Below are 12551 nucleotides of genomic sequence, written 5' to 3'. Positions count from 1 at the left end.
GCGCCTCGAAGCCTCCCGCTCCCCCCGCCACCCCGGCCGCGCTGACGCTGAGCGCACCGCAGCGCGCGGCGGCGGACAAGCGGTGGTGCGAGAAGGTGACGGTGAAGTTCCGCAACACCGGCGGCACCCCGGCGCGCTCGGGGACCGTCACCTTCGCCACGCACATCATCGGCGGGCTCGGCGTCGACTGGGCGACCATCACCTCGAAGCAGCCCCTGCCCGCCCCGATCGGCGCGGGCTCGTCGCGCTCGCAGACGTACACCGTCTGCGTGGAGTCCTGGCGGGTTCCGCTGGGGATGCGCATCGAGACGCAGGACGTCTCCGCCGTGTGGGAGTGACCCCCACACGGCTGGTCTCGGATCAGCGCGCCGTCGTGCCGCCGTGCGGCAGCACCGTCGTACGGCGGCTCGTCAGCCCAGTGCGCGCCTCGTCAGCTCAGTGCCAGCCTCGTCAGCCCAGTGCGAGCCAGGCCACCGCGCCGAGGACGACGACGACCGCGATCACGGCCGCGATCACCCCGACCCTCGGCCCGGACGAGGTCGCCGCGGGCTGCTGCCGGCGCTGCGGCTCGCCCTCGTCGACGAAGGCGCGGAACATCTGCGTGCTGCCCGCCGGGTCCTGGTTGCCCTCGGGGCCCGGCTGAGGGGCGTGGGGGTTGTGTGCCATGGGGCAGGACCCTAGCGAACTCGGGCCCCCGGCCCAACCCCCGGGGCCACCGGGTACCCCGCCCCACCAGCGGCGGCACATCTGAAGATCGTCCGAAAATCGCATGGCCGAAGAAGCCGGAGCCCGGCGGCGCAGGCGCTTGACCTCGACCCGACGGAGGCTTTTGCGTTCCTTTACTTCTGCAAGGCCGTTTTCGTTTGCCTGCAGCAACCAACGGCTTCTATCGTTGCCCTAAGCAACAACATAGTCGTGAGTGTGCTGGGGGTTCCCGTGGCCGCACGGAGTAGTTACGAGGAACTGGCCCGGCAGCTCAGCGCCGTCGGGGCCGTCAAGAGGGGGCTCGCCAGAGCGCTTCCCCCCGAGTGCCCCGCGGGATCCGCCGCCGTACTGACCCTCCTGGACCGGCACGGCGAGATGCGGATCAGCCGCCTCGCCGAGCTGCTGTCCGTGGACATGTCGGTGACCAGTCGCCACGTGGCCCATGTGGCCGACCGCGGCTGGATCGAACGGTCCGAGGACCCGGCGGACAAGCGGTCCCGCATCCTGCGGCTGACCCCCGGCGGCCACGAGCAGCTCGACGAACTGACCCGGCGGACCACCGAGGTGTTCGCCCACAACCTTGAGGACTGGTCCGACGACGACGTCGGCCTGCTCATCGCGCTGCTGTCCCGGCTGCGCGACAGCTTCGCCTGTCGCGGATCCGGCGGCTGCGCCCCCGGACGTCACACCGGCGAGTGCAGGACCCGCCTCGGCGACGAGGCTCACACCCGTACACCTGTGTAACAGAAGCAAATACGCACGGATAAGGAACTCAATGGCTACGACCACACCCACCGGTGTGCGGGGCGGCCACGCCAAGCACGGAGGGCACGGCGGCACCAACGCCTCCGGCGCCTCCGACGGCACGCCGATGACACACCGGCAGATCATGGAGGCGCTGACCGGGCTGCTGCTCGGCATGTTCGTCGCGATCCTGTCGTCGACGGTCGTCTCCAACGCCCTGCCCGAGATCATCTCCGACCTCGGCGGCGGCCAGAGCGCCTACACCTGGGTCGTGACGGCCTCGCTGCTGGCCATGACCGCCACCACCCCGCTCTGGGGCAAGCTCTCGGACCTCTTCAGCAAGAAGCTGCTGGTCCAGATAGCCCTGATCATCTACGTCCTGGGCTCGGTCGTCGCCGGTCTGTCGACCAGCAGCGGCATGCTCATCGCCTGCCGGGTCGTCCAGGGCATCGGCGTCGGCGGTCTCTCCGCCCTCGCCCAGATCGTCATGGCCGCGATGATCGCCCCGCGCGAGCGCGGCCGCTACAGCGGCTACCTCGGCGCCGTCTTCGCGGTCGCCACCGTCGGCGGTCCGCTCCTCGGCGGCGTCATCACCGACACCAGCTGGATGGGCTGGCGCTGGTGCTTCTACGTCGGCGTGCCCTTCGCGGTCATCGCGCTGATCGTGCTCCAGAAGACCCTGAAGCTCCCGGTCGTCAAGCGCGAGGGCGTCAAGGTCGACTGGACCGGCGCGTTCTTCATCAGCGCCGCCGTCTCCCTGCTGCTGGTCTGGGTGACCTTCGCGGGCGACAAGTACGACTGGCTGTCGTGGCAGACCTACGTGATGGTCGCGGGCTCGGTCCTGCTCGGCCTGATCTTCGTGTTCATCGAGTCGCGGGCCAAGGAACCCATCATTCCGCTGCGCCTCTTCCGCAACCGCACCATCACGCTGGCCTCGATCGCCTCGCTGTTCGTCGGCATCGCGATGTTCGCGGGCACCGTCTTCTTCAGCCAGTACTTCCAGCTGGCGCGCGGCAAGTCGCCGACGATGTCCGGCGTCATGACCATCCCGATGATCGCGGGGCTCTTCCTCTCCTCGACCATCTCCGGCCAGGTCATCACCAAGACCGGGCGCTGGAAGGCATGGCTGGTCACCGGCGGCTTCCTGGTCACGGCCGGGCTCGGGCTGCTCGGCACGATCCGGTACGACACCCCGTACTGGCACGTCGCGGTCTTCATGTTCGTCATGGGCCTCGGCATCGGCATGATGATGCAGAACCTGGTCCTCGCCACGCAGAACCAGGTCGCTCCCGAGGACCTCGGTTCCGCCAGCTCCGTCGTCACCTTCTTCCGCTCCCTCGGCGGTGCGATCGGCGTCTCGGCGCTCGGCGCGGTCCTCGGCAACCGGGTCACCCACTACGTCAAGGACGGCCTCACCGCCCTCGGCCCCGAGGGCGCCAAGTTCGGCCACGGCGGTACCGGCGGCGGGGGCATCCCCGACCTGGACAAGCTGCCCGAGCCGTTCCGGCTGGTCATGGAGGCCGCGTACGGGCACGGCGTCGGCGACGTCTTCCTGTACGCCGCTCCGTGCGCGCTCATCGCCTTCATCGTGACGATCTTCATCAAGGAGGTCGCCCTGAAGACCAGCGCCGCCAACGACGCTCCGGCCGCCGCTCCGGCTCCGGTCGAGGCGGAGGTTCCCGTGCCCGCCGCCGTCGGCGCGGCCGGGCTGGTCTCCGAGGGCGCGGCCGGGACCACCCCGGTCGACACGGCGGAAGCCCCTCACGACACCGCCGACGCCGTCCGGGGCACCCCCGTCCACGGTGTGGTGCGCGGCGCGGAGGGCGCCCCGGTCGCCCGTGCGGCCGTCACCCTGATCTCGCTGGGCGGCCGGCAGCTCGGCCGCTCCGTGGCCCGGACCGACGGGGGCTACACCCTGGACGCCCCCGGCTCCGGCAGCTACGTGCTGATCGCCTCCGCCGACGGCTTCCAGCCGCAGGCGTCCACGGTGGTCGTCGGCGACGAACCGCTGGCCTTCGACATCCTGCTCTCCGGTACGAGCGGACTGGCCGGAGTGGTCAGGGCCGCCGAGTCCGGCGCGCCCGTCGACGGCGCGATGGTCATCGTGACCGATGTCCGGGGCGACGTGCTGGCCACCGGCGCGTCCGGCCCGACCGGTGAGTTCGCCTTCGGCGAGCTGATCCCGGGCTCCGTGACCGTCGCGGTCAACGCGGCCGGCTTCCGTCCGCTGGCGCTGCCGGTGGAGATCGGCGGCCAGGGCGTCACCCGCGTCGAGGCAGCGCTGCGGTCCGGTGCGCTCGTCCAGGGCGTCGTGCGGGCCGGGTCCGCCCGGGGTCCGCTGTCCGACGCCCGGGTCACCCTGATCGACGCGGCGGGCAACGTGGTCGCCACCGCGACGACCGGCGAGGACGGGGCGTACGCCTTCACCGACCTGGACGCGGGCGAGTACGCGGTCATCGCGACCGGCTACCCGCCGGTGGCCGGATCGCTCACCGTGAGCGGCCCCGGCGTCGACGGGCACGACATCGAACTCGCCCACCCGGGTGAGTGACTGATCCCTCCGGTACGGGCACGCGTGCGACTTGAGGGATGTACGCGAGCACGTGAAGGGATCGCGAAGACCCCTGGTCGGACGGCACTTCCAGCGGAGAGGCTGTCGCGACCGGGTGGGAAGGGGCCCCGGTGGCGGGTACGGCAGGCAGGGGACGGCCCGCCGCACCCGCCCCGGGGCCCGACTCATGTGCCCCACGGGCCGGAACCGGCCACCGCGGGTCATCGAGCTAGGGCTTCTAGGAGAGATACGGGATGGGACTTCGCGCACAGGTACGGACGCGGGACGGCTGGGCGGTCCAGCACGCCGTCGTGACGGTCACCGACATGACCGGCGCCCAGGTGCTGCGCGCCGCGGCCGACGAGGACGGGGCCGTCCGCACGGACGGTTCCCTGGCGGCCGGCGCGTACACGGTGATCGTCACGGCGGTCGGGTACGCCCCCGCCGCCTCCACCGCCCTCGTCACCGCGAGCGGCCGGATCGAGGCCGGGCAGATCGTGCTGGCCCGGCAGGGCGGGGTGGAGCTGCCGCCGCCGGGCGCCTGGTCGCTGGACCCCGCGCACTCCTCGGTCGGCGCGGTCGCCCAGCACCTGGGGATCTCCAGCGTGCACGGCCGCTTCACCGACTTCGGCGGCCGGATCGAGATCGCCGAGGACGCCTCCCGCTGCCGGGTCGACGCGGTGATCAGGGCGGCCAGCATCGACACCGGCAACGGCATGCGGGACAAGCACCTGCGCTCGCCGGACTTCCTGGACGTCGACCGGTACCCGGAGATCGCCTACAGCTCCACCGCGCTGGACCCGGCGGGCCCCGACCGCTGGACCGTGCACGGCGAGCTGACCATGCACGGCGTCTCGCGCCCCGTCGACCTGGACCTCAGCTACCTCGGAACCGGGCCCGACCCGTGGGGCGGGGTGCGCGCGGCCTTCCACGCCACCGCCGAACTGCGCCGCGACGACTTCGCGATGAACTACAACCAGGTCGTCCAGGCGGGCATCTCCGCGATCGGCACGACCCTGCGCGTGGAGCTGGACATCCAGGCGGTGCAGGGCGAGGCGCTGCCCATGGCGTGACCCGGGTCCGCGTCGCGCCGTCGTGGGGCGAGGCGCTGCCCGGGTGGCCCTCGGGCCGGGTCGTGGGGCGAGGCGCAGCCCGGCCAGGGGTCCGGCCCGGTCGTAGGGTGGTGGGCATGGCACCGAACATCGCGACCAACACCGCCGTGGAGCTCGACGAGTTGCTGGCGTTCGTACGCCCCCGGCACCGGGCGGTCCTGCTCACCACCCGGTCCGACGGCCGCCCCCAGGGCTCCCCGCTGACCTGCGGCGTGGACGACTCGGGGCGGATCGTCATGTCGACGTACCCCGAGCGCGCCAAGACCCGCAACGCCCGGCGCGACGAGCGGGTCAGCGTGATCGTGCTGTCGGACGAGTGGGACGGGCCGTGGGTGCAGGTCGACGGTTCGGCGGAGGTGCTCGACGCCCCGGACTCGGTCGAGCCGCTGGTGGAGTACTTCCGGGACATCTCGGGGGAGCACCCGGACTGGGACGAGTACCGGGCGGCGATGCTGAAGCAGGGCAAGTCGATCATCCGGGTCACCCCGGAGCGCTGGGGCCCCGTCGCCACCGGCGGCTTCCCGGCCCACCTGGCCCCGGGGAGCTGATCCCGCGATGAGCGAGAGCTCCGTACGACCCCGCTCGCTCCTCGCGTGCGGGCTGCCCCTTCCGCCCCCGCCGCTGCCCGCCCCCGGTGCCCTGGAGCAGGCCCGGCTGTTGGTCGCGCCTTCGCTGGACGCCGGCCTCGTGCGGGAGTTGGAGCGGATCACCGGACGGCGGGCGGAGCCTCTGACGGACGTTCCGCCCCCGTCCGACGCGCCCCTCTTCTGCGTGGGCGACGCACTGCCCGACGCCCTGCGGACGGACCGGCTGCTCTGGTTCCACAGCGTCAACGCGGGGACGGACCCGCTGCTCGCCGCGGGCCCCTGGCCCGCCTCCGCGCTCCTGACCCGGACCGTGGGCCGGATGGGCGAGCGCATCGCCCAGTACGTCCTGGGCTGGATGCTCGCCGAGGCCCAGTCCGTACCGGAGTTCGCCGAGCAGCACGCCCGGGCGCACTGGGAGCGCCTCCCCTCGGAGCTCGTCGCCGGACAGACCGCCCTGATCTACGGCACCGGCCGCATCGGCGCGGCGGTGGGGCGGCTGCTGGCGGCCTGCGGGGTACGGACCGTGGGCGTCGCCCGCACCACGCGGTACGGGCCCGAGCCCGGCACCGACCGCACGGTGCCGCCGGGATTCGACCGGGTGATCGGGGCCTCCGAGGACACCGAGGCGCTGGGTGAGGCCCGCTGGGTGATCTCCACCCTGCCGTTGACGGCCGCCACGGAGGGATTCTTCGGGGCCGCCCGGCTCGCTGCGGTGCGCGGGTCGACGTTCGTCAACGTGGGGCGGGGCGCGACCGTGGATCTGGGGGCGTTGGAGACCGCGCTGCGGGAGGGCCGGGTGCGGCGGGCGGTGCTGGACGTGCTCCCGGTCGAACCGGCCGCGCCCGAAGACCCCGTGTGGCGGCTGCCCCGTACGGTCATCACCTCGCACTCCTCGGGGATCACCACCGACGAGGACGTGCTCGGAGACTTCACCGCCGCCTGGGAGTCCGTGGCGGCGGGGCGCCGACCCGAACTGACGGTGGACGTGGTGCGCGGCTACTGACCCCGGGGCCGCCCGGCAGCCCAGGAGCGCGTGGGGCGCGGCTACTGAGCCGGGGTTCCGGTCCGGTCGCGGACCGCCTCGATGCCCGCGATCACCAGGTCCAGCGCGAAGACGAAGTCCCGCTCGCGCATCTCCTCGACCGTCTCACCGCCCCGGGCGGACATGATCTCGTCGGAGTAGTCGGAGATCTCCCGCAGGTGCGGCTCCGCCCGGATCGTGCCCATCGCCTGCTGGTGGTACTCGTCCTGGGTGAGCCCGGTCGCGTCGCACCGCGCCTTGAAGTTGCCCTCGACGGTGCCGAATCCGTACACGAACTGGAAGACCGCCGAGAGCGCGCCCGTCTGCCGTTCCAGGGGCAGGCCGGTGTCCCGGATCACGTCCTGGACGGCGTACGAGAACAGCATGGAGTTCGGGCCGATGTTGAGGAACGTCCCGGCGAGCGGCGAGATCCAGATGTGGCGGACGAGGAGTTCGCGGTAGCTGCGGGCCAGTTCCCGCAGCCGGTCTTGCCAGTCGGCGTCCTCGCGGGGCCGGTCGATCTCGGCGTACACCGAGTCGAGGGCCAGCTCCAGGAGGTCGTCCTTGGTGTCGACGTACCAGTAGAGGGACATCGCGGTGACGTCCAGCTCGGCGGCGAGCCGGCGCATCGAGAACTTGGCGAGTCCGTCGGCGTCCAGCAGCCGCACCGACGCCTCGGTGATCCGGTTGCGGTCCAGACCCGCCGGGGACTCGGTGCGGCGCGAGCGGGAAGGGGCCGTGCGGCCCAGCCAGACGCTGGTTCGCACGGCGGCGTCCTTCGAGCCGCCGGACGACGCGGAAGCGGGAGCGGGAGCGGCAGAAGAGACTGATTCGGGCGCGGGCGCAGCGTCTGACGTCGGCTCAGACGCGGAATCGGGTTCGGAACCGGGCCCGGACACCATGGCGCACTCTCCTCGTCGTGCTCGGATCGGCCCCCGAGCGGTCCTGCCGAACGCCGGGCCGTGCGGGCCCGCCGGAAGACCGCGTACCGGACGCTGACGGTCCGGTACGCGCGTCATCTCCGATGCTATGCCGCCGGTCCCGCCGCGTCTGCCCGGTCCCCCGCCGACGACTCGCCGGCCTCCGGTTCCTCAGCCCTCGCTTCCCCGGCCTCCTGCCCCTTCGTCCCCGCCCGAACCGACCCGGCTGCCGCCTCCACCAGCTCGCCCCGGCGCAGCAGCAGCGCGCCGAGCAGCCCGCCCGCCAGTACCGCCACCGCGCCGACGAGCTGGCTGGTCTCCAGCCCCGCGGAGAACGCGTCCTTGATCTGCTCCCGGGCGGCGGGCCCGTCGGCGGCGGCCAGGGCCGCGGGCAGTGAGGCGGCGCCGACGGCGGCCGGGACGAGCGCGGCGAACCGGGCGTTGAGGACCGCGCCGAGGACCGCGACCCCGAGACCGTTGCCGAACTCCGCGAGCATGCCGTTGACGCCCGCGCCGACCCCGGCCTTCTCCGGCGGGATGGCGCTCATGATGGCGTTGGCCATCGCGGGCATCGCGAGGGCGACGCCCGCACCCATCACGATCAGGCCGAACAGCATGCCGCCGTACCCGCCGTCGCCCCCGCCGAGCACCGCGATGGCAACGAGACCGGCCGCCAGGCAGCTCATCCCGGCCGCGATGACGGCGGGCGTGCCGAACTTCCCGACCGCCCGCGCGCCGACGCCCGTGAGGTTGAGGGCGACCACGGTGAGCGCCATCGGGGCCGTCCGCAGACCCGCCTCCAACGGGCCGTACCCGAGGACGAACTGCAGGTGCTGGGTGAGCAGGAAGAGCGAGCCGGTCATCCCGAAGGCGACCAGGATCGCGCCCGCCACCGCGCCGACGAACTTCTGGTTCCGGAAGAAGTGCATGTCGAGCATCGGGTTCGGGATGTGCAGCTCCCACAGCACGAACCCGGCCAGCACGGCGATGCCGAGGAACGCCGTCAGCAGCACCCGGCCGGAGCCCCAGCCGTGCTCGGGCCCGGAGATGATCGCGAAGACGGCGGCGGTCATACCGATCGTGGAGAGCAGCGCGCCCAGCAGGTCGGGCCGGTCGCCCTGCGTGACCTTGGACTCCGGTACGAGCCGGGCGACGGCGACGAGACCGAGCAGCGCGACCGGGATGTTGATGAGGAAGATCGCGCCCCACCAGAAGTGGTCGAGGACGAACCCGCCGAACAGCGGGCCCGCCGCGAAGCCGAGGGAGGCGACGGTGGACCAGATGCCGATCGCCTTCACCCGCTCGGTCTCGTCGAAGATCTGGACCACGACGGCGAGCGTCGTCGTGAGCAGCAGCGCACCGCCGACGCCCATCCCGGCACGGGCCGCGATGAGCTGGCCGGAGGACTCGGCGAGCCCGGCCACGAGCGAACCGACGCCGAACAGGGCGAGGCCCACCATCAGCATCTTCTTCCGCCCGTAGCGGTCCGCCGAGCTGCCCGCGGTGAGCAGCAGGCCCGCCTGGACGAGCGAGTAGGCGTTGATCATCCACTGCACGTCGGCGGTGGACGCGTTCAGCTCCGAGGTGAGGGAGGGGATCGCGACGTTGAGGACGGTGTTGTCGAGCAGCACCACGAGCTGGGCCAGGCAGATGACGCCGAGGATCAGCCAGCGTTGCCTATGCCCCTGGTGGGAGAGGTCGGGTCGCTCTGCGGCGGGCGCCGTCATGCGGGCTCCTTGGGCTCCATGGGTGGGTGGCCCGTGGTGGTGCGGCCGCTGGTTGTACGGCGTACGGGACTCTGTCTTGTACACCGTAAGTCAGTCCTGTACGACGTACAAGTCGATTTCTTTCGAGCCGGACCGGTCGCGCCGCCGGGATCCGAGGGGTGGCCCGGCGGTACGGTTCTCGACGCTTACCTGACAAGTCTTCTGACAAAGTGCGCGATTTCCGGCCCTTGGGAGAGCCATGTCGCTGCGTCGCCGCTCGTTCCGTGTCCCTCAACTGCTCCTCGCCGCCTCCCTCCTGGGGGCGCTCCTCGCACCGCCCGCCGCTGCCGCGTCGGCCCACCGCTCCCCTTCCGGTGAACCGGGCGGGACCGGCGGGACCGGCGGCCGGGGCCTGCCGCTGCGGGTCGCCACGTACAACATCCACGCCGGCGCCGGCCTGGACGGCGTCTTCGACCTGGACCGTCAGACGAACGAACTCCGTTTGCTGGACGCCGATGTGATCGGCCTTCAGGAAGTCGACCGGCACTGGGGCTCCCGCAGCGAGTGGCGGGATCTCGCGGGCGAGCTGGCCCGGCGGCTGCGCATGCACGTCTCCTTCGCGCCGATCTACAGCCTGGACCCGGCCGAACCGGGCGGCCCCCGGGCGGAGTACGGGGTGGCCGTGCTGTCGCGGCACCGGACCGTGAGCGCCGAGAACCACGAGATCACCCGCCTGTCGACCCAGGACCCGAACCCGGCCCCGGCCCCCGCCCCGGGGTTCGGCGAGGTCGTCGTACGGGTGCGGGGGCTGCCGGTGCACGTGTACGTGACCCACCTCGACTACCGCCCGGACCCCGCCGTCCGCGTCGCGCAGGTCGCCGACACCCGGCGGATCATGGCCGAGGACCGGGGCCCGCAGATCCTGCTCGGCGACTTCAACGCGGAGCCCGCCGCCCCCGAACTGACCCCGCTGTGGGGGGAGCTGACGGACGCGGACCCGGGCGCGCCGACGTTCCCGGCACTGGACCCGGTCAAGCGGATCGACTTCGTGGCGGTGTCGAAGAACAGGATCGGCGTGCGAAGGGCGTGGGTGCCGGAGAGCGTCGCGTCCGACCACCGGGCGGTGGTGGCGGACCTGCTGTTACGGAAGTGACGGCGGGGACTGTGAGGAAAGTGACGGCAGGGACTGTTACGGAAGTGACGGCACGGACGGGAGCACGGGCCGGGGCGATGAGTTCGGGGCGCTCCGGAAGTCTCCTTTTCTGGGCTCGAACGCGCCCTCCTTACCGAGGGCCGCCGTGAAAGACCACCCTGCACCGGACGGACGAAGGATGGTCATGACCAACACCACCCTGCACGAACTGCTCGACGCCCACATCGCCAGGGGATCGATGCCGGGCGCGGTGGCCCTGGTCGCCCAGGGCGATCGGGTCGAGGTGGCGTCGGCCGGGACTGCCGGCCTCGCCGGGTCCGCGCCGATGCGGCGGGACTCGCTCTTCCGCATCGCCTCGATCACCAAGCCCATCGTGGCGGCGGCCGCCATGACGCTCGTCGAGGACGGCCTGATCGCCCCGGCCGACCCGGTCGCGGCCTGGCTGCCCGAGCTGGCCTCGCCGCTGGTCGTACGGACCCCGAAGAGCCCGGTCGAGGACGTGGTGTCGGCCGTCCGCCCGATCACCCTCCTGGACCTGCTGACCTTCCGGGCCGGCTACGGCTTCCCGTCCGACTTCTCGCTCCCGGCCGTCGCCCCGCTGTTCGCGGAGCTGAAACAGGGCCCGCCGCAGCCGCAGGCGGTCCTTCCGCCGGACGCCTGGATGGCCGAGCTGTCCCGTATCCCGCTGCTGCACCAGCCGGGCGACGGCTGGCTCTACAACACATGCTCCGACATCCTCGGCGTGCTCATCGCCCGGGTCGCCGACCGCCCGCTGCCCGCGTATCTGGCGGAGCGGATCTTCGAGCCCCTCGGCATGAAGGACACCGGGTTCTGGGTGGAGCCCGCCGCGCTGGACCGGTTCACCGGCTTCTACCGGGCCGGGGCGGGCGGGGACGAGGACGGTAGCGATGGTGGCGGCGGTGGCGGTGGCGGCGGTGGAGAGCCCGAGCTGGTCGACGCTCCGGACGGGCAGTGGAGCAGCCCGCCCCCGTTCCCGTCCGGCGCCGGAGGCCTCGTCTCGACCGTCGACGACTGGTACGCCTTCGGCCGGATGCTGCTCACCGAGGGCCTGAACGACGCCGGCGACCGGGTGCTGGCCGGCGAGTCCGTCCGCCAGATGATCACCGACCACCTGACCCCGGAGCAGCGCGCCGCGAGCGGGCTGTTCACGGAGGGCCAGGGGTGGGGGTTCGGCGGGGCGGTGGACGTCGAGATCGCGGCCCCCTGGAACGTACAGGGCCGCTACGGCTGGGTCGGCGGCACCGGCACCACGGCCCACGTCATTCCGTCCACCGGCACGGTCGCCGTCCTCCTCACCCAGATGGAGATGGGCGGACCGGCCGCGCCCGAGGTGATGCGGGACTTCTGGACGTACGCGGCCGGGTTCTGACCCTTTGCGCCGAACCCGGCCGCGTACGCCCCCTCCTTCAACTCACCGGCTGCGTCAGGTCGTAGAACGTGGTGCTGCCGACGGTGACCTCGGTGAAGTTCTCCGTCACCCAGGAGGAGATCTGGGAGGAGGTGCCGGAGGAACCCCCGGGGCCGCCGCCCATTCCGCCGCCCATTCCGCCGCCCGAGACGAAGTAGTGGATGCTGCCTTCCGCCACGTACTTCTTGAACTGGGCGAGCGTCGGCGACGGGTCGCTCCCGTTGAAACCGCCGATCGCCATCACCGGTTCGCCGGTGGCGAGTTGGTAGGCGGCCGCGATCTGCGCGCCGACGGCTGCGGCGACCCAGGTGTAGTCGTCCGCGCCCTTCGTCAGGAGCGCCTTCGCCTCGGCGTCGACGGACGCACCGTTGAGCAGGCCGCCCATGCCGCCGCCTCCTCCGCCACCACCGCCCCTCATGCCTTCGCCGAAGGGCGTACCGGTACCGCCGGGGGAAGTGGGCATGCCCCCCGGCGCGTTGCCCTGCTGATTCCCCTGGCTTCCCTGATTCCCCTGGTTTCCCTGCCCCTGGGCCCGGGCCTGGTTCTGCCCCTGTGCCTGCCCGGGCGGCTGCTGCATGCCACCGCGCTGCCCGCCGTCATCCTCGTCGGGTCCACCGGGTCGG

General features: G+C 72.3%; 11 protein-coding genes and 1 pseudogene. 8 read left to right on the top strand and 4 right to left on the bottom strand.

The genetic code is table 11. From position 1 onward, the window contains the following. Positions 1-338 (top strand): annotated as a pseudogene (locus tag JS521_RS27895) (hypothetical protein); the annotation flags it as partial. Between the two features lie 112 nt (positions 339-450). Here the strand turns inward: JS521_RS27895 and JS521_RS27890 are convergent. Beyond that, the gene (locus JS521_RS27890; RefSeq protein WP_205085728.1) at positions 451-666 is read right to left on the bottom strand and encodes a hypothetical protein; all 216 of its coding nucleotides are present in this window, start codon (positions 664-666) and stop codon (positions 451-453) included. Between the two features lie 270 nt (positions 667-936). On the opposite strand from JS521_RS27890, the gene JS521_RS27885 reads away from it, so the two are divergent. The 5 genes from JS521_RS27885 (at position 937) to JS521_RS27865 (ending at position 6702) form a co-directional block, all read left to right on the top strand. Then, complete coding sequence (locus tag JS521_RS27885) at positions 937-1449, top strand: MarR family winged helix-turn-helix transcriptional regulator (RefSeq protein WP_205085729.1); 513 nt, start codon at positions 937-939, stop codon at positions 1447-1449. 127 nt (positions 1450-1576) lie between these two features. Then, positions 1577-4000 (top strand): MFS transporter, encoded by a 2424-nt coding sequence (locus tag JS521_RS27880; protein ID WP_504740027.1) that lies wholly within the window; start codon positions 1577-1579, stop codon positions 3998-4000. Positions 4001-4254: 254 nt separating this feature from the next. Continuing rightward, entirely contained in the window at positions 4255-5073 is an 819-nt protein-coding gene (locus JS521_RS27875) for a YceI family protein (protein ID WP_205085726.1), read from the top strand. 116 nt (positions 5074-5189) lie between these two features. Beyond that, positions 5190-5660, top strand: a complete 471-nt coding sequence (locus JS521_RS27870) for a PPOX class F420-dependent oxidoreductase (protein WP_205085725.1) — start codon at positions 5190-5192, stop codon at positions 5658-5660. Between the two features lie 7 nt (positions 5661-5667). Continuing rightward, on the top strand, positions 5668-6702 hold the full coding sequence (locus JS521_RS27865) for a D-2-hydroxyacid dehydrogenase (RefSeq protein ID WP_205085724.1): 1035 nt from the start codon (positions 5668-5670) through the stop codon (positions 6700-6702). 41 nt (positions 6703-6743) lie between these two features. Here the strand turns inward: JS521_RS27865 and JS521_RS27860 are convergent, their stop codons facing one another. Both JS521_RS27860 and JS521_RS27855 read right to left on the bottom strand, forming a co-directional pair. Next, positions 6744-7487: a TetR/AcrR family transcriptional regulator gene (locus JS521_RS27860; RefSeq protein WP_205085723.1), complete on the bottom strand. Its 744-nt coding sequence runs from the start codon at positions 7485-7487 to the stop codon at positions 6744-6746. 260 nt (positions 7488-7747) lie between these two features. Further along, positions 7748-9367 carry an MFS transporter gene (locus tag JS521_RS27855; RefSeq protein ID WP_205085722.1) on the bottom strand — a complete coding sequence of 540 codons (1620 nt, stop codon included), beginning with the start codon at positions 9365-9367 and terminating at the stop codon, positions 7748-7750. Between the two features lie 238 nt (positions 9368-9605). On the opposite strand from JS521_RS27855, the gene JS521_RS27850 reads away from it, so the two are divergent. Then, positions 9606-10499, top strand: coding sequence for an endonuclease/exonuclease/phosphatase family protein (locus JS521_RS27850; RefSeq protein ID WP_205085721.1), 894 nt, complete (start codon positions 9606-9608; stop codon positions 10497-10499). 184 nt (positions 10500-10683) lie between these two features. Next, positions 10684-11889: a serine hydrolase domain-containing protein gene (locus JS521_RS27845; RefSeq protein ID WP_205085720.1), complete on the top strand. Its 1206-nt coding sequence runs from the start codon at positions 10684-10686 to the stop codon at positions 11887-11889. A 37-nt stretch (positions 11890-11926) separates the two neighbouring features. On the opposite strand, the gene JS521_RS27840 is transcribed toward JS521_RS27845, so the two are convergent. Then, the coding region (locus JS521_RS27840; RefSeq protein WP_504740026.1) for a mannosyltransferase YkcB-related protein at positions 11927-12551 on the bottom strand (625 nt) is incomplete at its 5' end.

Source organism: Streptomyces durocortorensis, from assembly GCF_016901035.1.
Lineage (GTDB): Bacteria > Actinomycetota > Actinomycetes > Streptomycetales > Streptomycetaceae > Streptomyces > Streptomyces durocortorensis.
This window is presented reverse-complemented; position numbering and strand designations above follow the sequence as displayed.